Source organism: Streptomyces sp. NPDC050549 (assembly GCF_040655035.1).
Taxonomy (GTDB): domain Bacteria; phylum Actinomycetota; class Actinomycetes; order Streptomycetales; family Streptomycetaceae; genus Streptomyces.
The window spans coordinates 36,076-57,283 of sequence record NZ_JBFAJD010000051.1 but is presented as its reverse complement, the minus strand read 5'-3'; the positions used below and the strand labels follow the sequence as shown (position 1 = coordinate 57,283).

Below are 21,208 nucleotides of genomic sequence, written 5' to 3'. Positions count from 1 at the left end.
CCCTGCCGACGCGCGTCGGCAGGGCCCTCACGGCGTTCGGCGGCCCAGGAGGGACCCCTCGGAACGAGCAGATGAACAGCGGGTTAGCATATGAGCGCCGCCTAGCTCGAAAGAGAAACCTGTGCCTGTCAACGAGGACTCGTTCACCAACTGGAAGCACCGCGAGGAAATCGCGGAGTCGATGATCCCGATGATCGGGAAGCTGCACCGCGAGCGGGACGTCACCGTCCTGCTGCACAGCCGCTCCCTGGTCAACAAGTCGGTGGTCAGCATCCTCAAGACCCACCGGTTCGCCCGCCAGATCGACGGCGAGGAACTCTCCGTCACCGAGACCCTGCCCTACCTGCGGGCGCTCACCACGCTCGACCTGGGCCCCTCCCAGATCGACATCGGCATGCTCGCCGCCACCCATCGCACCGACGAACGCGGCCTGACCGCCGAGGAGTTCACCGCCGAGGCCGTCGCCGGTGCCACCGGCGCCAACAAGATCGCGTGCCGCGAGGGCCGCGATGTCGTGCTCTACGGCTTCGGCCGCATCGGCCGCCTGGTCGCCCGCCTGCTCATCGAGAAGGCCGGCTCGGGCAACGGTCTGCGGCTGCGCGCCATCGTCGTACGCCAGGGCGGGGATCAGGACATCGTCAAGCGCGCCTCGCTGCTGCGCCGCGACTCGATCCACGGCCAGTTCCAGGGCACGATCACCGTCGACGAGTCGAGCAGCACGATCGTCGCCAACGGCAACGAGATCAAGGTGATCTACGCGAGCGACCCCTCCGAGGTCGACTTCACGGCGTACGGCATCAAGGACGCCATCCTCATCGACAACACGGGCAAGTGGCGTGACCGGGAAGGCCTTTCGCAGCATCTGCGGCCCGGGATCGACAAGGTCGTCCTGACCGCGCCCGGCAAGGGCGACGTCCCCAACATCGTGCACGGCGTCAACCACGACACGATCAAGCCGGACGAGCAGATCCTGTCCTGCGCATCCTGCACCACCAACGCGATCGTGCCGCCGCTGAAGGCGATGGCCGACGAGTACGGTGTGCTGCGCGGGCATGTGGAGACGGTCCACTCGTTCACCAACGACCAGAACCTGCTGGACAATTACCACAAGGCCGATCGCCGCGGCCGTTCCGCGCCGCTCAACATGGTGATCACCGAGACCGGTGCCGCGTCCGCCGTCGCCAAGGCGCTGCCCGACCTCAAGGCCCCGATCACCGGCAGCTCGATCCGCGTCCCGGTGCCGGACGTCTCGATCGCGATCCTCAGCCTGCGGCTCGGCCGCGGGACCACCCGCGCCGAGGTCCTGGACCACCTCCGCAACATCTCGCTGACGTCCCCGCTGAAACGGCAGATCGACTTCACCACCGCCCCCGACGCGGTGTCGAGCGACTTCATGGGATCCCGCCACGCCTCGATCATCGACGCGGGCGCCACCAAGGTCGACGGCGACAACGCCATCCTCTACCTCTGGTACGACAACGAGTTCGGCTACTCCTGCCAGGTCGTCCGGGTCGTCCAGCACGTCTCCGGGGTCGAGTACCCGACGTACCCGGCACCCGCCGTCTGACCACCGGAACACGCTGAACGTACGACGGCCCGGCCACCCCGGTGAGGGCGGCCGGGCCGTTGTCGTCACAGCCGAGCGAGGTGTCAGCGAGTGCTGCGCTTACCCCGGTACAGCACGACGAATCCGGCGACGAGCAGCAGCGCTCCTGCCACCGCCGGCCACAGGTTCGCTCCGGTCTCCGCCAGGCCGCCCTCTGCCTGCGGCTGGTTCGGGCCGACGGCGGCGTAGCTCTCGCCGCCCGAGGACGAGGCGGGGGGTGTCGCCACGGGACTGCCGACCTGACCGCCGGCGTTGTTGTCGGAACTCCCCTGAGTCTCGGTCGACTTGGACCCTTCGGTCTTCGTGTCGACCTTGGGGACCGACACGGCGGTCGTCAAGTCTCCGGGGTCGGTGGTCTGGGTGTCCGGGGCGCTGGTCTCGGGCTCGGCGGTGGGCTGGTCGCCGGTCCCTCCGTTGCCGCCGTTGCCCGCGTTGTCGCCGCTGTTTCCGCCGCTCCCGTTGTTGCCACCGTTTCCGGCGGGCGCGTCGGACGCGGTCTCGGTGGGCGTCGCCGTAGCGGATTCAGTGGCCGTAGGAGACTCCTGCGGCTGACCCGAACCGCCGTTCGAACCGGAGCCGCCGCCCGAACCCGAGCCACCGGCCGTACCCGAGCCGTTGTCCCCGCCGGTACCGCCGCCGGAGCCCGAACCGCCGCCCGATCCGGGGTCGTTGTCCGTGCCGGCGCCGCACTTCTCACCGCTGTTGATGCAGGTGACCATGTCGTTCATCAGGCCCTCGGAGAAGACGTTGATGAAGTCGCCGTGGTCGGTGACGGGCTTGTGCTGCTGCTCGGGGAAGGAGTCCACCGCGAACAGCGGGGACGTCCTGCCGCCGTCCTGGAGGCTCGGCGCGTCGACGGCGTAGACGATCCGCTGCACCAGCTGCGGGATGGCCTTGAAACCGTCCGGGCAGGCGCCGTCGGCGGCCTCGAAGGCCACGTGGGTGCGATGGTTGGCGCTGTCGATGTTGCGGCCGTCCCAGCAGCTCTGGAACTTGAAGGTGCGCACGACGTCGCTGCCCGCCGGGCACAGCGGGTACTTGTCCTTGAGCTGCCGGTCCTCGAACCCGGTGCAGCTCCAGGAGGCGTTGGCGTTGGCCGGGCCGTTGACGAAGGCCTTCGCGTCGCCGGTGATGATACGCAGCAGGCGCGGCATCGCGACGACCTTGCTCTGCGGGTTGCCCTCGAAGGTCAGCGTGACCTGCTTGGCCGTGACGATCTCACCCGAGTTGCCCTCGGTGCCGCCGCCGGGCTTGTCCGCGTCGCGCTCCTGCTTGCCGTTCTGGAGGCGCAGCACAGGCCAGTAGTAGGTGGACTTGTCGCCCGGGTTCTCGCAGCTCGTGTCGGCGTTCGCCAGATCCTGGTCGCTCGCGAAGGCGTTGTTGGACTGGTTGCCGATGTAGTCGTGGAAGTGGTGGGCGCCATTGGTGACACCGGGCGCGACGATCACGTTGTCGGAGTTGAACAGGCCGTTCGCGTTCACCCCGCAGGCGGTGACGAACGTGCCGCCCGAGGCACCCGCCTGCTCCTGCGGAGCGTTCACGTTCGGCTGTACGGAGGTGATGTCCGCGTAGTCCGAGGCGACCGGCCCGTTGGTGGTCTGCTGCTGGCCCTGACCGCCCTGGCCGGAAGCGCTGGCACTGGCACTGGCACTGGCGCTCTGGTCGTCGCCGTTGCCGCCCTGGTCGCCGGTCTCGTTCGTGGGCGCGATCAGGGTGCAGCCGGCGAGCGCGTCGAGTCCTTCCGGGCGGTCCCCGACGCGTGCGATGGCGTCGTCGATCCGTCCGATGGTCGCCGCGCGCTTCTCCTTCAGCGGATTCATGATCTCGTTGTCGGCGAAGGATGCGTCCTGGCGTATGGACTCCGTCGAGTCCCGGAGTTTCTGGTAGGCCTCGGTTATCTGCTGGTCCAGATTCGCGAGTTCCTTGTCGACGTCGGCCTTCGCCTCGTCGGGCACCGTCGTCAACTGGGTGCCGATGTCCGGGCAGTCGATCGTCGCGCCTCGCGATGCCGCGTCCGGAGACCCTTGCTGGGCGGAGTCACCGCCCCAACCGCCTTCGGACGCCGACGCGTAGACGTTCGCCGCCACCAGTCCTCCGCCGCCCAGCATCAGGGCGACTGCTGCCATCGTCGCGCGTCGTGCGCCTGTGGGGCGTCTGCGCGTGTTGCGTGCCAAGGAAGTTGCTCCTACACGTATCGGTCGGCCCGGCTCGTCCCGGCATGGAAATCCCCCGTCCCAATACGGAGCCCGGTCCCGGTGTGTTCAACCGTCCCGGAAATTCATAGCGACCTCTTATGGATCACCCGCCCCGGCGGGCTCCTGACCCCTCGACACACCAGGGCGAGGTAAAGGTCACAAATACGTATCGGACATATCGCGCTTCAACCTTCACACGAGGCACACACGTTGGCTAAGTTGACGTTCAGGCCGTACGACCTACTCCGGCGATCGGCGCCGGGCCGCACGGCTTGCGCCGAGTCCGGCGTGCCGCTCGCGGCAGCCGGAGCCGGGGACCCAACCGAACTTGGGGTGAATCGGTCCAACTGCCCTTCAGGGCAAGGACCGTAGGGCAAACCTTCCGTGATCGACGCCCGAACCCGACAGCTAACCCGGTAGGCGCAAAGCGGAAGGAGCACGTCTGCCATGCCGGCAGAACGACGCACGCGCACCGGAGGCAGTGGCCCCACCGTGGACGACCGACCCAGCCGCGACGAAGTCCAGCGGCGGATCAACTCCCTTTACGACAGGGCCGAGACGGCCACTGGAAACTACAACGCCACACGTGCGATGTCCGGGGGGCCGCGCAAGCGTGTCAACCCCCGCCCCGGCGCGTCGCGGCCTTCCGATCCCGCTGTCGAAGCCGTCACCCGGCAGCTGTTCGACCGCGCGCGCACTCAACTGGGCCCGACCGTGCCGGCGATCCTGCCGCCCGGCAGGACCCCGGCCCGCCCGGCCGAGTCCCGCCCCGAGCGCTCCGAACGACGTCCCGAGCCCCAGAGCACCGGCGGCGCAGTCGAAGCGCAGCCCGGCCGCGCCATGGCCGAACTGACCGCGGGGACCACCGCCGCACCAGAGCCCACTGCCCTGCAACTCATGGCCTCCGCATCGGAGTTGACCGCGGCACCCATCGCCGCGCTGCCTCCCGCCGCACAGCAGATGCAGCAGATGCAGCAGATGCAGCAGATGCAGCAGATGCAGCAGTCTCCTGTGATGCCGCAGATGTCGCAGACGCAGGCACCTCAGGCGCAGATGTCCCAGATCGCCCAGATCGCGCAGATGGCTCAGGCCCAGATGTCGCAGACGCCTCCGGCGACCGTCCTCGACCTGCCGCCGGTACCGCCCGCCCCGGCCGTCGAGGTGCCGCCCGCGCGCGTCGTGGCACCACAGCAGTTCGCGACCGCCCCGGTACCGGCCTTCGACCCGCTCACCGCGAGCCTGGACCTGCTCCCGGCCATCGGCGCACCGCGCACCGAGACCGCGCCGACGGGCGCCACCTGGCCGCTCCCGGAGACGACCTGGTCCGCCCCGGAGACCACCTGGTCCACCGGACAGATGCCCATGGTGACCGAGCAAGAGACGTGGTCCACAGGGCAGATGCCCGCAGTGACCCAGCAACCGCCGTGGTCCACCGGCCAATTCCCCGTAGTGACCGAGCAACAGGTCTGGTCCACAGGGCAGATGCCCGCGGTGACCGAGCAAGAGACGTGGTCCACAGGCCAGATGCCCGCAGTTACCGAGCAACCCGCTTGGTCCACCGGGCAGATACCTCTGATCCCCCAGCAGCCCTCGGCCCAGCCCGCCTGGCAGCCCGCACCGGAACCTTCCTGGCGCCCGCCGCAGCAGGAATGGCAGCCGACCGCCCCCGCCCCCGAGGTCTCCTTCGCTGCGGCCCCGTCCGTCGCCCCCACACTCGCACCCCCCGCCCCTCCAGCCATGGCCCCGGAAGTCACACTCCCCCCGGCCCCGGCCATGAGCTCGACGCCCGCCGCCGTCACCCCCACCGCACCGGACGCCGGCGCCCAAAGCAAAACCGCCACCGCGCTCGCCTTCGCCCGCGCACAGATCGGCAGGCCCTGCCTGTGGGGCGCGGCGGGACCGGACGCGTACGACTGCTCCAGCCTCACCCAGGCCGCCTGGAAGGCGGCGGGCGTAATGCTCCCGCGCACCGCCCAGGAACAGTCGGGCGCCGGCGCCCTCGTCCCCCTCACCGACATCCGCGCCGGCGATCTGATCTTCTTCTACGACAGCATCGACCACGTCGGCCTCTACACCGGCAACGGCCTGATGATCCACGCGCCGAGCCCGGGCACGCCGATACGCGAGGAGTCGATCTTCTACGCCGGTTCGGCTGCCATTCGGGGCGCCGTACGGCCCGCCTGAACCGCCCGGGTCCGGGGATTCCCGGCCCCGCTCGCGTACGCCCCGCTACTCCCGGCGGGCCGCGTCGTTGGTCTGTACGAGTGGTGGAACCCAGGACACGGTCGTAGCGTCGAACGAGACGACGGACGACGACCGTGTCCCGCCGGGCGGGCCCACCGCCGGTGCGGGTGCGGAGCGACAGTACGAACAGGCGGCCGGGAGCGGACATGTACAAACACACCATGGTCGGACTCGTCACGGTCTGTGCCGCTGCCCTGCTCGCACCTGCCGTGGGCACCTCGTCCGCGGCCCCGGCGACGGTGCGCGCGCAACCGGTCGCCCAGCGGCAGCCCGCGGTCCCCGTGCTGGTCGACTGCCTCTGGCGTGCCGAGGTGCGCCCCGCCAATTTCATGCTTGCCTGCGGCGACGGCAACAGCCGACTGGCGTCGCTGCGTTGGACCAACTGGGACGCCAACTCCGCGACGGCGACGGGCGTCAACTGGGTGAACGACTGCAAACCCTATTGCGCGGCCGGCAAGTTCCACTCGTATCCGGTGGTCGTACGGCTCGACAACGCGCAGACGTGGAAGCGGCATCCGGGGGTACGGCAGTACGGCCGGATCAGCCTCACGTACACCGCCGGGAGGCCGGACAGGTTCGCGCACGTCGTGACCTATCCCCTGTGGAACTGAACCGGCTCAGAACGACAGCTCCACCACCAGCGGCCGGTGGTCCGAGATCGCCGTCCGCGGAGTGCGCGCCGTCCCCACCGCGTCCGCGTCGAGCCCCGTCGCCAGGATGTGGTCGAGCTGGACGCGCGGGCGGTGCGAGGGGTAGGTCGCCCAGCGGCGCGGACCCCGCCAGCTGTGCCGCGCGGTCGCGTTGAGGGCGACCCGGGGCAGCGCGCCGATCAGGTTGAAGTCGCCCAGCAACAGCTGGGGTTGGGGCAGATCGGCGATCCAGCGGCGGACGGTGAGCAGCTGGCCGATGTTCCAGCCCGGTACGAACGAGAGATGGACGGCCACCGCGGTGAACGGGCCGCGCGGTCCTTCCAGTACGGCGGCCAGGGCGGCCCTGGGCTGATCGCGGGCCAGCACTGGAGCGGTCCGCCCGGCAACCTTCAGCGGCACGGCCAGCGGGCCCGGAGAGAGCCGTAGGGCCCGCCACTCGCGGACCGGCAGCCGGGACAGCAACGCGACGCCCTGTGACGGGACTTCGGGCTCCGGTGCCTCGGTTCCGTGGACGCGCGGCGCGGGGTCGGCCGGATCGTTGACCCAGCCCCGGCCCGGCACGAAACGGCTGTGCAGCGCGGTCGCGTAGCGCCAATCGAGGGCACCCATCGCGGCGGCGGCGACCGCCGCCTGGTCGACGCGGCCGGAGCGTTCCTGGAAGCGGTCGACCTCCTGGAGGGCCAGCACGTCGACGTCCAGGGACGCGACGGCTTCGGCGAGGGGTGCCGAGGCCTCGCCGGGGCGGGCGGCGGCCGGGTGGCCGTCCGGCCGGATCAGCTGACCGTGCAGCACGTTGAACGTCGCACACGTCACCCGTATGTCACCCATGGCCGCTCCCTCCCAGGGAAGCGATCTTCGCATCCGGCGGAACACGCCGTGCGGCTGTCCACAAGATCGCTCCCAATCACGCGGAATTTCGAGTCAATCCGCAATCACACACGTACCAGCGGTCATGGGCGCCCCGCGCCGACCCGCCACGTCACCGACTCGGAGAACAGGCACCCCATGAACGCATCCGCACCGAACAGCCCAGCCGCCGACGCCACCGCGCAGATCGGCGTCACCGGCCTGGGGGTGATGGGCCGCAATCTGGCCCGCAACTTCGCCCGCAACGGCTACACGGTCGCCGTCCACAACCGGTCGCCGCACCGGACCCACGAGTTGATGAAGGAGTACGGCGACGAGGGTGCCTTCGTCCCGGCCGAGACGGCACAGGAGTTCGTGGCCGCCCTCGAACGCCCCCGCCGCCTGATGATCATGGTGCAGGCCGGACCGGCCACCGACGCCGTGATCGACGAGTTCGCCGCGCTGATGGAGCCCGGCGACATGATCATCGACGGCGGCAACGCACACTTCGCCGACACCCGCCGCCGCGAGGCCGCCCTGCGCGAACAGGGCCTCCACTTCGTCGGCGCCGGGGTCTCCGGCGGCGAGGAGGGCGCGCTCAACGGGCCGTCGATCATGCCCGGCGGCTCGGCGGAGTCGTACGCCGTGCTCGGCCCGATGTTCGAGTCCGTCAGCGCGAAGGTCGACGGGGAGCCCTGCTCCACGCACATCGGCACGGACGGCGCCGGGCACTTCGTGAAGATGGTGCACAACGGCATCGAGTACGCCGACATGCAGCTGATCGCCGAGGCCTACGACCTGCTGCGCCAGGTCGGGGGTTACTCTCCCGCCGAGATCGCGGACATCTTCCGCCGCTGGAACGAGGGACGGCTCGGCTCCTACCTGATCGAGATCACCGCCGAGGTCCTCGCCCACACGGACGCGGAGACCGGCGGGGCGTTCGTCGACATCGTCAAGGACGCGGCGGGCCAGAAGGGCACCGGGCGCTGGACCGTGCAGACCGCGCTGGAACTGGGTTCGCCGGTCACCGCGATCGCCCAGGCCACCTTCGCCCGCGCCTCCTCCAGCCAGGCGGACCTGCGCGCGGCCTACCGCGGACTGCCCGGCGGCACCACTCCCCCGCTCAGCCGCACCGAGGCCGACCGCTTCACCGCCCAGGTGGAACAGGCGCTGTACGCCTCCAAGGTCATCGCCTACGACCAGGGCTGGAAGATGATCCAGGACGCGGCCACCGAGTACGGCTGGTCGATCGACCTCGCCGCGGTCGCCGGGATCTGGCGCGGCGGCTGCATTATCCGCGCCTCCTTCCTCGACCGGATCCGCGCCGCCTACACGGCCGACCCCGGTCTGGTCAGCCTGCTGGGCGAGGAGACCTTCGCGCGGGAGATCGGCGACGCGCAGGTCCCCTGGCGCGAGGTCGTCGCCTCCGCAGCCCGGCGCGGTATCCCCGTCCCGGCGTTCTCCGCCGCGCTGTCTCACTACGACACGCTGCGCGCCGAGCGGCTGCCGGCCGCCCTGCTCCAGGGCCAGCGCGACTTCTTCGGCGCCCACACCTACGGGCGTACCGACCGCTCCGGCACCTTCCACACCCACTGGTCCCGGCCCGGCCGCCCGGAGACGACCGCCTGACCAACTCCGGTGCCCGGCCCGCCCGTTGAGGCGGGCCGGAAAGTCTCGCGCCCGCTACTCGTCCACGGCGAGGGCGGGCGCCGCCGTACTCGCGCGCACCACGAGCTCGGTCGGCACCAGGGTGGTGCCGTGCTGGTCGCCCCGGTCCCGCATCCGGCGCAGAACGCCCTGTACGCACAGGCGGCCGACCTCGGCGAAGTCCTGGTGGACGGTGGTCAGGGGCGGCAGGAAGGAGCCGGCCTCGGGGATGTCGTCGAAGCCGATCACGCTGACGTCCTCGGGGATGCGCCGGCCGCGCTCGTGCAGGGCCCGCAGCAGGCCCAGGGCCATCTGGTCGTTGGCCGCGAACACGGCCGTGCAGTCGGCCTGTTGGGCGAGTTCCAGGCCCACGCGGTAGCCGGACTCGGCGGACCAGTCGCCGCGGACGACGGGGGGTACGGGCCGTCCGGCGTCGGTGAGTTCGGCGCGCCAGGCGTCGGCGCGGCGCTGGGCGGCGAAGGACTCCTCGGGTCCGGCGAGGTGCCAGACGGTGCGATGGCCGAGGTCGAGGAGATGGCGTACGGCGGCGCGCGCCCCGCCGTTCTGGTCGGTGTCGACCACGCTGTAGCGGTCGCCCGCGTCGGAGTCGGCCACGACCACCTGGACGTGGGGCGGCAGCGAGATGGTCGCCGCGTCGAGGAGGTGGACCTCCATGATCGCGATGACGGCGTCGACGGCGAGTTCGCCCAGCCGGGAGAAGGCGCCGCGCACCTCGTCCTGGGTGGGGACGGCGACCGGGAGCAGCGTGACGGCGTAGCCCTCGTGCGCGGCGGAGGTGGCGATCGCCTCCAGGGTGCGCATGTTGCCCGTGGTGGAGAGGTTGAACGTGATCACGCCGATGGTGCGGAACTCACCCCGCTTGAGCGCGCGGGCGGCACTGTTGGGCCGGTAGCCCAGTTCCTTCATAGCGGCGAGGACCTGCCGGCGGGTCTCCTCGTTCACACCCGCGTAACCGTTGGACACCCGGGAGACGGTCTGCGAGGAGACTCCGGCCAGGCGTGCGACATCGGCCATGGACGCGCTCGGGGCGCGCCGCATCACCCGTTTCCCGCCGCGTCTACGGGGCTCCTCGGTGTCGGCCGAGGCACCGTGCGCTGTGTCCACCCGTCTCCTTCCCCTATCGATCCGATTGCCTGGGGCACGTTTCACCAAACGGCCCTTGACCACCGACATTGGGGCAGTGTAGACATGCCGCCATCAGATGTTTACGTAAACATAACAGGCCGGGACCCACTCGGACCTGGGTGTTTACGCAACCATCGCGACGGCGTGTGACGCCGGTTCCGAGATGGACGAGCGAGGAACTACATGACGACGCTTCAGCCCCCTGCGGCCACGACACGGCCCCCGGTCCGGCCAACGGGCAAACGGGACCGCCGTTCCTGGACAGGGTGGGGTTTCATCGGCCCCTTCGCGGTGGTCTTCGCCTTCGTCTTCCTGGCTCCGATCGTCTACTCGGTCTATCTCAGCCTGTACCGCAACCAGCTCATCGGCGGAAACCACTTCGTCGGCCTGGACAACTACACGCAGGCATTCCAGGACGACCAGTTCTGGTCCTCGCTGGAGCGGGTCTCGCTGTTCCTGGTGGTCCAGGTGCCGATCATGCTCGGCATCGCCCTGTTCGTGGCCCTCGCCCTGGACAGCGGCCGGCTCTTCGGCCGGGACTTCTTCCGGATCACGATCTTCCTGCCGTACGCCGTGCCCGCCGTTGTCGCCACCCTGATGTGGGGCTTCATGTACGGCACCCAGTTCGGTCTGGTGGGCGACATCAACAGCGCCTTCGGCGTCACGCTGCCCGACCCGCTCTCCACACACTTGGTGCTGGCGTCGATCGGCAACATCGTGACCTGGGAGTTCGTCGGCTACAACATGCTGATCTTCTACTCCGCGCTGCGGGTCATCCCGACCTCGCTGTACGAGGCCGCGGAGATCGACGGTGCCGGGCAGTTCCGCGTCATCACCGCCATCAAGCTCCCCGCGATCCGCGGTGCGCTGGTCATCGCGACGATCTTCTCGATCATCGGCAGCTTCCAGCTCTTCAACGAGCCGAGCATCCTGCGGCCTCTCGCGCGCAACGCCATCACCACGGACTACACCCCGAACTTCTACACGTACTCGCTGTCCTTCAACGGCCAGCAGCACAACTACTCCGCGGCGGTCGCGATCATCATGGGCCTGATCACCATGGTCATCGCCTATGTCGTGCAGCTTCGCGGCATGCGCAAGGGAGCCTGACCATGAGCACCCCCGTCACCACCGCCTCGGCGTCGGCGCCCGCACCGTCCGGCGGCGGCTCCCGGAGCGCGCCCCGGCTGCGCACCCCCCGCAAGAAGCACACGCCCGGTCGCCCCAAGCGCAGCGTGCTGCTGACCGTGCTCACCGGTCTGATCCTGGTCTACACCGTGGTGCCCCTGATCTGGCTGGTCATCAGCGCCACCAAGACCCAGTCGGGGCTCGCCGACTCCAACGGCCTGTGGTTCGCCCACCGCTTCGCCCTCTGGTCGAACATCCATGACACGTTCACGTACCACGACGGCATCTTCGGCCGGTGGCTGCTGAACACCCTGCTCTACGTCGTGCTCGGCGCCGGCGGGGCCACCTTCCTGGCGATCCTCGGCGGCTACGCGCTGGCGAAGTTCAACTTCCCCGGGAAGCGCGCGATCTTCGCCGTGGTCATCGGCGCCGTAGCCGTCCCCGGCACGGCCCTCGCGGTGCCCACCTTCCTGATGTTCAGCAAGATCGGGCTGACGGACACCCCGTGGGCGGTGATCATCCCCTCGCTGATCTCGCCGTTCGGCCTCTACCTGATGTGGGTCTTCGCCACCGAGGCCATCCCCGTCGAACTCCTCGAAGCGGCCCGCATGGACGGAGCCGGTGAGATCCGCACCTTCTTCCAGGTCTCGCTGCCGCTGCTCGCCCCCGGTGTCGTCACCGTGCTGCTGTTCACCACGGTCGCGACCTGGAACAACTACTTCCTCCCGCTGATCATGCTCAGGGATCCGAACTGGTACCCGCTGACCCTCGGTCTGAGCGCCTGGAGCTCGCAGGCGCAGACGATCGGCGGAGACGTGATCTTCAACCTGGTGATCACCGGTTCGCTGCTCACCATCGTGCCGCTGATCGCGGCGTTCCTGCTGCTGCAGAAGTACTGGCAGTCCGGTCTCGCCGCCGGAAGCGTCAAGGAATAACCCACCCTCAAGAAGTCCCACCCACGAAGAAGTGGAAGCACCTCCATGCGCAGAACCACCGGCCGCCTGCTGCGCGGCCTCGCCCTCCTCTCCGTCCTCTCCCTGGGGGCGACGGCGTGCGGCAGTTCGGACGACAGCAGCTCCAGCAGCAAGGCTGTCTCCGCCTCGGACATTCAGGCGGCCCTCAAGAAGGGCGGCTCGGTCACGGTCTGGGCCTGGGAGCCCACCCTGAAGAAGGTCGCGGCCGACTTCGAGAAGAAGTACCCCAAGGTCAAGATCAACCTGGTCAGCGACAAGTCCGGTGACAAGTACTACACCGCGCTGTCGAACGCGATCGCGGCCGGCAAGGGCGTCCCGGACGTCTCCCAGGTCGAGTACTTCGCACTCAGCCAGTACTCCCTGACCAAGGGTCTCAGCGACCTGGCGCCGTACGGCGCGAGCAAGCTGGCCTCCAAGTACACGGCCGGTCCGTGGAACGCGGTGAGCGACGGCGCCAAGGTCTACGGTCTGCCGATGGACTCGGGCCCGATGGCGATGTTCTACAACAAGAAGGTCTTCGACAAGTACAAGATCGCCGTCCCGACCACCTGGGACGAGTACGTCGACGCGGCCCGCAAGCTGCACAAGGCCGACCCCAAGGCGTACATCGCCAACGACGCCGGTGACGCGGGCTTCACCACCAGCATGCTGTGGCAGGCCGGTTCGCGCCCCTACAAGGTCGACGGCACCAAGGTGACGGTCAACTTCGAGGACGCGGGCGCCAAGAAGTACACGGAGACCTGGCAGAAGCTCCTCGACGAGAAGCTCGTCTCGCCCATCAACGGCTGGACCGACGACTGGTACAAGGGCCTCGGTGACGGCACCATCGCCACCCTGACCACCGGTGCCTGGATGCCCGCCAACTTCGTCAGCGGCGTGGCCGGTGCCTCCGGCGACTGGCGCGCGGCCCCGATGCCGCAGTGGACCGCGGGTGCCAAGGCCAGCGCGGAGAACGGCGGTTCGTCCCTCGCCCTGCCCGCGCTGGGCAAGAACAAGGAACTCGCCTACGCGTTCGTCGAGTACGCCAACGCCGGCGCCGGTGTGCAGACCCGTGTCGACCAGGGCGCCTTCCCGGCGACCAAGGCCGAACTCCAGTCCTCCGCGTTCCTGAGCAAGGAGTTCCCGTACTTCGGCGGCCAGAAGGCCAACCAGATCTTCGCGCAGTCCGCGTCCGAGGTCGCTTCCGACTGGTCGTACCTGCCCTTCCAGCAGTACGCCAACTCGATCTTCAACGACACCGTCGGCAAGGCCTACATCTCCGGCACCACGTTGGCCCAGGGTCTGAAGAGCTGGCAGGACGCCTCCGTCAAGTACGGCAACGAGCAGGGCTTCACGGTCAACAAGTGACCCGCTCGAAGTAGCCGGTCCGAAGCGACCGGCACCTCCTCGGGAGCCGCCGCCGAGCAGCATCCGCCCGGCGGCGGCCCGCCCGGAATCCACCACGCATCTCGTTCCACCTGTGCAGTAGCCGGAAGGACCTCCATGATCTCCACCCTCCTGTCCCAGTTGCGGCACGGACCGGACGGTGACGCCACCCCCCGTCTCGCCTACGGCGCCGACTACAACCCGGAGCAGTGGCCTCGCGAGGTGTGGGACGAGGACATCCGGCTGATGCGCGAGGCCGGCGTCAACATCGTCTCGCTGGGGATCTTCTCCTGGGCCCGCATCCAACCGGCCCGGGACGACTGGGACTTCGGCTGGCTCGACCAGGTCATGGACCTGCTGCACGCGGGCGGCATCGGCGTCGACCTGGCCACCGCCACCGCGTCCCCGCCACCGTGGCTCAGCACCGAGCACCCGGAGATCCTCCCGGTGACAGCCGCCGGCGAGACCCTGTGGCCGGGCGGCCGCCAGCACTGGCGCCCCACCTCGCCGGTCTTCCGCGAGCACGCGCTGCGCCTGGTACGGAAGTTGGCCGAGCGGTACGCGGACCACCCCGCACTCGTGGCCTGGCACGTCTCGAACGAGCTGGGCTGCCACAACGTCTACGACTACTCCGACGACGCGGCCCGCGCCTTCCGAGACTGGCTGCGCGTCCGCTACGCGACCGTCGAGAGCCTCAACCAGGCCTGGGGCACGGCATTTTGGTCGCAGCGGTACAGCGACTGGGAGCAGATACTGCCGCCCCGGCTGGCCGCGTCCTTCCCGAACCCGACCCAGCAACTCGACTTCAAGCGCTTCTCCTCCGACGCGCTCAAGGACCATCTGCGCGCGGAGCGCGACCTGTTGCGCGAGATCACCCCGGGCGTGCCGGTCACCACCAACTTCATGGTGATGGGCAACACCAAGGGCATGAACTACGCCGACTGGGCCGCCGAGATCGACTTCGTCTCCAACGACCACTACGTCACGCCCGGTTCGCAGGACCGCGACGAGCTGTCCTTCTCCGCGAACCTCGTCAGCGGCATCTCCGCCGGCCGGCCGTGGTTCCTGATGGAGCACTCCACCAGCGCCGTCAACTGGCAGCCCGTCAACGTGGCCAAGCGCCCCGGCGACCTGGCCCGCGACTCGCTGCTGCACGTCGCGCACGGCGCCGACGCCGTCTGCTACTTCCAGTGGCGCCAGTCGGCGGCCGGCGCCGAGAAGTACCACTCCGCGATGGTGCCGCACGCCGGTGCCGACAGCGAGGTCTTCCGCGCGGTGGCCGAACTCGGCCGCACCCTGCGGACGTTGGCGCCGGTCGCGGGCACGGACCGCGAGACGGCCCGGGTCGGCATCGTCTTCGACTGGGAGTCCTGGTGGGCCAGCGAGCAGGACTCGCACCCCACGGACCGGCTCGACTACCGGCAGGAGGCGCTGGACTGGTACTCCGCCCTCCTCGACCTCGGCGTACGGGCAGACGTCGTCACCGCGCAGACCGCTCTGGACCGCTACGACGTGGTGATCACACCCGTACTGCACATGATCCCGGCGGCCCTCTCCAAGGAACTCACCCGGTACGTCGAGCAGGGCGGCCACCTGGTCTCCACGTACTTCTCCGGTGTCGTCGACGAGAACGACCACATCTGGCTCGGCGGCTACCCGGGCGCCCTGCGCGACCTGCTGGGCATCCGTATCGAGGAGTTCGGCCCGCTGCTCGACGGCGACACGGTCGAGCTGGACCTCGACACCGCCGCCACCGGCTCCCTGTGGACCGACCGGATCACGGTGACCGACCCGGTGGTGGAGGTGCTGGCCCGCTACCGCAGCGGCGCGTACACCGGCCGCCCCGCCGTCACCCGCCGTACGGTGGGCGGCGGTTCGGCCGCCTACGTCTCCACCCGGCTGGGCCGCGACGGCCTCACCGGCCTCCTCCCCCAACTGCTCGCACCCGCGGGTGTCGGCAGCGAACTCCCGGCCGGGGCAAGGGGAGACGTCGAACTGACCGTGCGCCGGAACGCCGACAGCCGCTACCTGTTCCTGGTCAACCGCACGGACGGGACAGTGCCGTTGACGGGCCTGACCGGGGAACTCCTGGTCGGCACCGCGGGCGACGACGGCTTCCCCGTGCTCTCCCCCAGGGACGTCGCGGTGGTACGCCGGCCCGCGAACTGACGACGGGGCGCGTGACCGCGAACAGCGGTCACGCGCCTCACACGACCCGTGCCGCGTCGGCGACCTGACGCAACTGATCGACCGTCAGGCGCCGCACCTCCCAGAGCAGTTCGGCCGCGTCAACTGCCGCCGGGCTCCGGGGCGGCGGGACATCGGGGACGTCGACACCGGTGAGGACGGACAGGGTGTCGACGGGCACGCCCAGGACGGTCGCGAAGTCGGCCAGCAGGTTGGGGGTGAGTTCCTTCCGGCCACCGCCCACGGCTCCGTACGTGGACACGGCCCAGTACCGGCCCGTCAGAGACAGGAATGTCCGGGCGATCCCGCTCAGGTTGCGGTTGCCGACCATGCCCAAGAGCACGCCACCAGGACCGCGCTCGAACTGTTCGTACACCTGCGGTGTCCGAACGGGCTCCGTGCGGCTCTCCTGGGGCAACGCGCGGGCCAGTTGACCCAACCGGCGTCTGCGCTCCAGTGGCAGGCCGACGGCGTCCTGCACGAGGCCGGCGACCAGGTCTCGCGTCCAGCGGAGTGAGTTCGTCCGGTATCGGCAGGCCCGCGATCACGAACAAGTCGGCGGCGTGCAGCCGCAACACCGGAGCGAGCCTCCGAAGGAGCGAAGGACTCGGCGCCGTTCCCTCATACACAGAGCGGAGTTCGGGTTCCGGGATCTCCGCCGACCTCGACAGGCCGGCGATGTCCAGCTGCCGGTGACTCACCAACCGGGCCAGCAGCACGTCGAAGACCGGAAGTCCCGTCATTCCGCGGCCGTCGGGCGCAGTCCCGCGAGGGTGACCGCCAGGAGTCGGCGTGCCGCCGCCCTGGACGGCAGGACGCCTGCCGCGGCGAGGGCGTGGAGGCAGTAGGTCGCCAGTTCGTCCGGGGAGACGTCGTCACGGATGTCACCGGCCCGCACGCCCTCCGCCAGGAGTTCGCTCAGGAAGCGGTGGAGGTGCTGCTCGGCGCCGGCGACATGGTCGCCCCGGTGCAGCAGTGCGCCGAGTTCGGGGCCGTGACCGTGGCGCCGCTGCTGAATGAGCGCGAACGCGTCCAGTACCGCTCGCAGCCGCTCGCCCGCACTGCCGGGGCCGTCCCGAAGTTCGGTGAGTTCGCGCAGATGCCCGGTGATCTGCTGCTCGTGCCACGCCGTCATGATCGACTCGACGTCCGGGAAGTACTTGTAGAGCGTGGCCCGGCCGATCCCGCTCCCCTCGGCGATCCTCGACATCGTCACCGAGCGCAGCCCGTGCTCGGTGACCAGCAGCGCCGTGGTCTCCAGCACCGTGTCGCGTACGGCGCGGCGGTGCTCCTCGATGGTCTCGCTCCAGAGCTTCGGCACGGCCTCAGCATACGTCGCGCCATCGTCAACACAACTTGTATTGATAGCGACAGAGGGTCTCTATAACGCTGTCGGAGCCGCAGCCGACACCGAACCGAGGAACCCATGCCCACCGCTGAAGCCCGCATAGCCACCGAACGCCCCAGCCGGTATCTCGTACAACTCTGCAAACACTTCGACAACAAGGGCCGCCACCTGATTCACCGCTCGCGGGCACACGCACTCCCGGACGTTCCCACCGACCAGATCCATGTCGCGTGGACGGACGGCGACGGGGTGCTCCGCCTGCCGTGGGGGCAGTGCACCCTCCGGGCCACCCCCGGCCTGCTGCGCGTGCGCGTCGAGGCCGACGGCCAGGAGAACCTCGGGCGACTTCAGGATCTCGTCACCACACACGTCGGCAGGTTCAGCAGGTGCGACCCGTTGCGGGTGGACTGGCAGCCGTCGCCGTAGCCGCCCCCCTCTGTGCACTCAATACCCCCTGGGGGTATAGTCCAGCCAGACGCACACCGGAGAGGGGCGGGTTCATGGAAGCGATCGGGCACGCGTTGTCCATTGCCGGTTCGATGACTTGGGAGGTCGCCTGGGCGCTGATCCTCGGCTTCACGCTCTCCGCCGTCGTGCAGGCGGTGGTGCGCCGGTCGACGGTCGTACGGCTGCTCGGTGACGACCGGCCGCGCACGCTGGCGCTGTCCGCCGGATTCGGCGCGGCCTCCTCCTCCTGTTCCTATGCCGCTGTCGCGCTCGCACGCTCCCTGTTCCGCAAGGGCGCCAACTTCACCGCGGCCATGGCCTTCGAGATCGCCTCCACCAATCTGGTCGTGGAACTCGGCGTGATCCTGGCCCTGTTGATGGGCTGGCAGTTCACCGCGGCCGAGTTCGTCGGCGGACCGATCATGATCGTGGTGCTCGCGGTACTGTTCCGCCTCTTCCTGCGCGAGCGCCTGCTGCACCGGGCGCAGGACCAGGCGGAGCGCGGGCTGGCGGGCTCCATGGAGGGGCATGCGGCGATGGACATGTCGATCGGGGGCGAGGGGAGTTTCGCCCGCCGGCTGTTCTCGCGGGACGGGTACACGTCCGTCTCGCACATCTTCGTGATGGAGTGGGCCGCGATCCTGCGCGACCTGGTGGCCGGGCTGCTGATCGCGGGCGCGATCGCCGCCTGGGTGCCCGACAGCTTCTGGCACACGTTCTTCCTCGCCGATCACCCCCTCGCCGCGAAGCTGGTCGGACCGCTCGTCGGCCCGCTGGTGGCCATCGCGACCTTCGTCTGCTCGATCGGCAACGTGCCCCTCGCGGTGGTGCTGTGGAAGGGCGGCATCAGCTTCGGCGGGGTGATCGCGTTCATCTACGCCGACCTGCTGATCCTGCCGATCCTGAACATCTACCGGAAGTACTACGGCGCCCGGATGGCCGGCTTCCTGCTGGTCACGTTCTTCACGGCCATGGCCGTCGCCGGCTACGTCGTGGAGTTCACCTTCGGCGGACTGGGCCTGGTCCCCGACCAGGCCGACGCGAAGATCCCGGACGACGGGATCACCTGGAACTACACGACCTGGCTCAACATCGTCTTCCTGCTGCTGGCCGCGAGTCTGGTCGTACGGTTCCTGCGCAGCGGCGGACCGGCGATGCTGCGGATGATGGGGGGTTCACCGGACGGCGGCGAGGCGGAGCAGGAACACGAGCACCACAACCACCACTAGCCCGAGCGCCACCTCCCGCCGAAATCCCGCACCGCACCGGTCACTTCACTGTAAAGAACCTTGACAGACGATTGGTCTAGTCCAAATATGGTCGCTGTTCGCCCCGGTCGGGGGCGATTTCCCGCCTTTCACCATGGGAGCGTCAATGAGACGACCTGGGCCTCTTCGTGCGTCACTTTCCTGTACGGCCGTAACCGCGCTGTCCGCGGGGCTTGTTGCTCTCGGTGGGGGTGACGCGAGCGCCGACCATCGCGCGCAGCCCATGCCGGACCATGTGGCGGCGCCGTACTTCGAGGCGTGGACCGGCGAGAGCCCGGCCGCGCTCGCCGCGGCCTCGGGCAACAAGTACCTCACGATGGCGTTCCTGCAGACCGAGGCGCCCGGCTCGTGCACGGCGTACTGGAACGGCCAGCCCGCCCAGCCGATCGACAGATCCACCTTCGGCAAGGACATCGCCACCATCCAGGCGCGCGGCGGCAACGTCATCCCGTCTTTCGGCGGCTACAGCGCGGACACCACCAACACCGAACTGGCCGACAGCTGCACCGATGTCGACGCCATCGCCAAGGTCTACGAGAGTCTGGTCACGACCTACGGCGTGAGCCGTATCGACCTCGACATCGAGGCCGACTCCATCAACAACACCGCGGGCATCGACCGCCGCAACAAGGCGATAGCCAAGGTGCAGCACTGGGCCGAACGCACGGGCCGCAGCGTGGAGTTCTCCTACACGCTGCCGACGACCACTACCGGTCTCGCGCCCAACGGCGTGGCCCTGCTGCAGAACGCGGTCGACAACGGAGCGCGGGTCGACGTCGTCAACATCATGACGTTCGACTACTACGACGGCGCCACTCACGACATGGCGGAGGACACCAAGGCGGCCGCCGCGGGCCTGCATGCCCAACTCGCCGCGCTGCACCCGAAGAAGAACCCGGCGAAGCTGTGGAAGACGATCGGCGTCACCGAGATGCCCGGCATCGACGACTTCGGCCCCGCCGAGACGTTCACAACTCAGAACGCGGTCACGGTGAAGAAGTGGGCAGCGGCCCAGGGCATCAACACGCTCTCCTTCTGGGCGCTCCAGCGCGACAACGGCGGCTGTGTGGGCACCGGCGGGGCCAACAACTGCTCCGGGATCGCCCAGGACACCTGGTACTTCAGCCACACCTTCAAGTCGTTCACCCGCGGGTGACGAGGAGGATCAACTCCCAGGTGCCGACCCCGTAGTCGAGCGTCATGCCGTGCCGTTCGTACAGCGCGAGCGCGTTGCTCGTGTTGTCGGTGTCCACGCCCAGGCCGATGCGGTCGCGGCCCAGTGCCGCGTAGTGGCGGAAGCCGTGGCGCAGGAGGTGGCTGCCCAGGCCCCGGCCGCGGGCCTGGCGCAGGACGGCGAGGTTGCCGATCCAGGCCATGGAGGCACGGTCGTTGTGGCTGCGCAGCATCGCGACGTCTCCGAGGCCGTCGACGTGGGCGAGCCAGATCAGCGACCAGTCGACCCGCTCGGCGTGGATGTCGTCCAGCCACTGCGCGTAGGTGCGGTACTGGAAGTCGAAGTGCTCGGTCATGGCCTCCTGGAGCAGCGCGTGGGCACGGCGCCGGTCGGTTTCCTCCAGGCAGGGGCGCAGGGTCACACCGGGCGGGGAGGCGGGCAACAGGTCTACAGATGGCGAAAGTTGACGGGCCATCACGTTGTAGCGGCGGACCTGCTGCCAGCCCCGGCCGCGCAGTGCGGGCAGGTCCATGGCGGGGTTCGGGGTGAGGTGCAGATGCACCACGGCGCGGGGCGCTCCGCTGTCGGCGGCGCGTTCCGCGGCCCTGGCCTCCATCAGGTCGAACAGGTGCAGGGCGCCCGGCAGCCGGCCCGGCACGATGCAGTGGTCGATGTCGATCCGCTCGCCGCCCGAGCCGTCCCACAGCAGTCCGTACCCGATCAGGCGGGCGCCCTCGAAGAGCAGCCAGGAGTCGCGCTCCAGGTCCACTTCGGGATGCTTCAAGTCCGCCTGGATCTCGGTGAGTTCGGTGTCCGGCGGCCGATCTCCAGGACGTCGGTCTCGTTGAGCAGCGCGCACACCGCCGATGCGTCGTCCGGGGTCGCCGGTCGGACGCTCAGGCCGGGTGGCGCGGAGGTGGGGGCGGTCGTGGACCCACTGTCGGGTGACGGCCCCCGCCCCGCAACGGAGTTTCCGCGCCCCC

At 69.4% G+C, this 21,208-nt stretch carries 16 protein-coding genes, 1 pseudogene and 1 riboswitch; of the genes and pseudogenes, 11 read left to right on the top strand and 6 right to left on the bottom strand.

Going from position 1 to position 21,208, the window contains the following annotated elements; translation table 11 throughout:
* The first annotated feature begins 121 nt into the window (after window positions 1-121).
* A complete protein-coding gene (locus tag AB0I51_RS42915; protein ID WP_362984024.1) occupies window positions 122-1,567 on the top strand; it encodes a glyceraldehyde-3-phosphate dehydrogenase in 1,446 nt (481 codons plus the stop codon).
* A gap of 83 nt (window positions 1,568-1,650) precedes the next feature.
* Here AB0I51_RS42915 and AB0I51_RS42910 read toward each other — a convergent pair whose 3' ends face one another.
* Window positions 1,651-3,732 (bottom strand): DUF1996 domain-containing protein, encoded by a 2,082-nt coding sequence (locus tag AB0I51_RS42910; RefSeq protein WP_362984022.1) that lies wholly within the window; start codon window positions 3,730-3,732, stop codon window positions 1,651-1,653.
* A gap of 334 nt (window positions 3,733-4,066) precedes the next feature.
* Window positions 4,067-4,240, top strand: a riboswitch (cyclic di-AMP (ydaO/yuaA leader).
* 8 nt (window positions 4,241-4,248) lie between these two features.
* On the opposite strand from AB0I51_RS42910, the gene AB0I51_RS42905 reads away from it, so the two are divergent.
* Window positions 4,249-5,985: an NlpC/P60 family protein gene (locus tag AB0I51_RS42905; RefSeq protein WP_362984020.1), complete on the top strand. Its 1,737-nt coding sequence runs from the start codon at window positions 4,249-4,251 to the stop codon at window positions 5,983-5,985.
* Window positions 5,986-6,191: 206 nt separating this feature from the next.
* The gene (locus AB0I51_RS42900) at window positions 6,192-6,656 is read left to right on the top strand and encodes a hypothetical protein (protein ID WP_362984018.1); all 465 of its coding nucleotides are present in this window, start codon (window positions 6,192-6,194) and stop codon (window positions 6,654-6,656) included.
* A gap of 6 nt (window positions 6,657-6,662) precedes the next feature.
* Here AB0I51_RS42900 and AB0I51_RS42895 read toward each other — a convergent pair whose 3' ends face one another.
* Window positions 6,663-7,523 carry an endonuclease/exonuclease/phosphatase family protein gene (locus tag AB0I51_RS42895; RefSeq protein WP_362984016.1) on the bottom strand — a complete coding sequence of 287 codons (861 nt, stop codon included), beginning with the start codon at window positions 7,521-7,523 and terminating at the stop codon, window positions 6,663-6,665.
* Window positions 7,524-7,700: 177 nt separating this feature from the next.
* Between AB0I51_RS42895 and gndA the strand changes: the two genes are divergently transcribed.
* Window positions 7,701-9,170 (top strand): NADP-dependent phosphogluconate dehydrogenase, encoded by a 1,470-nt coding sequence (gndA, locus tag AB0I51_RS42890; RefSeq protein ID WP_362984014.1) that lies wholly within the window; start codon window positions 7,701-7,703, stop codon window positions 9,168-9,170.
* Window positions 9,171-9,224: 54 nt separating this feature from the next.
* Here gndA and AB0I51_RS42885 read toward each other — a convergent pair whose 3' ends face one another.
* On the bottom strand, window positions 9,225-10,247 hold the full coding sequence (locus AB0I51_RS42885) for a LacI family DNA-binding transcriptional regulator (protein ID WP_362984028.1): 1,023 nt from the start codon (window positions 10,245-10,247) through the stop codon (window positions 9,225-9,227).
* A gap of 270 nt (window positions 10,248-10,517) precedes the next feature.
* On the opposite strand from AB0I51_RS42885, the gene AB0I51_RS42880 reads away from it, so the two are divergent.
* The 4 genes from AB0I51_RS42880 to AB0I51_RS42865 all read left to right on the top strand — a co-directional run bounded on the left by AB0I51_RS42880 (window position 10,518) and on the right by AB0I51_RS42865 (window position 15,970).
* Window positions 10,518-11,444: a sugar ABC transporter permease gene (locus AB0I51_RS42880; RefSeq protein WP_362984012.1), complete on the top strand. Its 927-nt coding sequence runs from the start codon at window positions 10,518-10,520 to the stop codon at window positions 11,442-11,444.
* 2 nt (window positions 11,445-11,446) lie between these two features.
* The gene (locus tag AB0I51_RS42875) at window positions 11,447-12,397 is read left to right on the top strand and encodes a carbohydrate ABC transporter permease (protein WP_362984010.1); all 951 of its coding nucleotides are present in this window, start codon (window positions 11,447-11,449) and stop codon (window positions 12,395-12,397) included.
* A gap of 45 nt (window positions 12,398-12,442) precedes the next feature.
* On the top strand, window positions 12,443-13,783 hold the full coding sequence (locus tag AB0I51_RS42870) for a sugar ABC transporter substrate-binding protein (protein ID WP_362984008.1): 1,341 nt from the start codon (window positions 12,443-12,445) through the stop codon (window positions 13,781-13,783).
* Between the two features lie 135 nt (window positions 13,784-13,918).
* Complete coding sequence (locus AB0I51_RS42865) at window positions 13,919-15,970, top strand: beta-galactosidase (protein ID WP_362984006.1); 2,052 nt, start codon at window positions 13,919-13,921, stop codon at window positions 15,968-15,970.
* Between the two features lie 37 nt (window positions 15,971-16,007).
* Here AB0I51_RS42865 and AB0I51_RS42860 read toward each other — a convergent pair whose 3' ends face one another.
* The gene (locus AB0I51_RS42860; RefSeq protein WP_362984004.1) at window positions 16,008-16,469 is read right to left on the bottom strand and encodes a hypothetical protein; all 462 of its coding nucleotides are present in this window, start codon (window positions 16,467-16,469) and stop codon (window positions 16,008-16,010) included.
* Window positions 16,470-16,727: 258 nt separating this feature from the next.
* Complete coding sequence (locus AB0I51_RS42855) at window positions 16,728-17,309, bottom strand: TetR/AcrR family transcriptional regulator (RefSeq protein ID WP_362984002.1); 582 nt, start codon at window positions 17,307-17,309, stop codon at window positions 16,728-16,730.
* A 105-nt stretch (window positions 17,310-17,414) separates the two neighbouring features.
* Here AB0I51_RS42855 and AB0I51_RS42850 point away from each other — a divergent pair, with 105 nt between their 5' ends.
* From AB0I51_RS42850 to AB0I51_RS42840, 3 genes are all read left to right on the top strand, one after another.
* Complete coding sequence (locus tag AB0I51_RS42850; RefSeq protein WP_362984000.1) at window positions 17,415-17,762, top strand: DUF2218 domain-containing protein; 348 nt, start codon at window positions 17,415-17,417, stop codon at window positions 17,760-17,762.
* A 74-nt stretch (window positions 17,763-17,836) separates the two neighbouring features.
* Entirely contained in the window at window positions 17,837-19,012 is a 1,176-nt protein-coding gene (locus AB0I51_RS42845) for a permease (RefSeq protein WP_362983998.1), read from the top strand.
* 262 nt (window positions 19,013-19,274) lie between these two features.
* Window positions 19,275-20,207, top strand: a complete 933-nt coding sequence (locus AB0I51_RS42840; RefSeq protein ID WP_362983996.1) for a chitinase — start codon at window positions 19,275-19,277, stop codon at window positions 20,205-20,207.
* Here AB0I51_RS42840 and AB0I51_RS42835 read toward each other — a convergent pair.
* Window positions 20,194-21,125 (bottom strand): annotated as a pseudogene (locus AB0I51_RS42835) (GNAT family N-acetyltransferase). The gene AB0I51_RS42840 and the pseudogene AB0I51_RS42835 sit on opposite strands and share 14 nt — an antisense overlap.
* Between the last annotated feature and the right edge of the window lie 83 nt (window positions 21,126-21,208).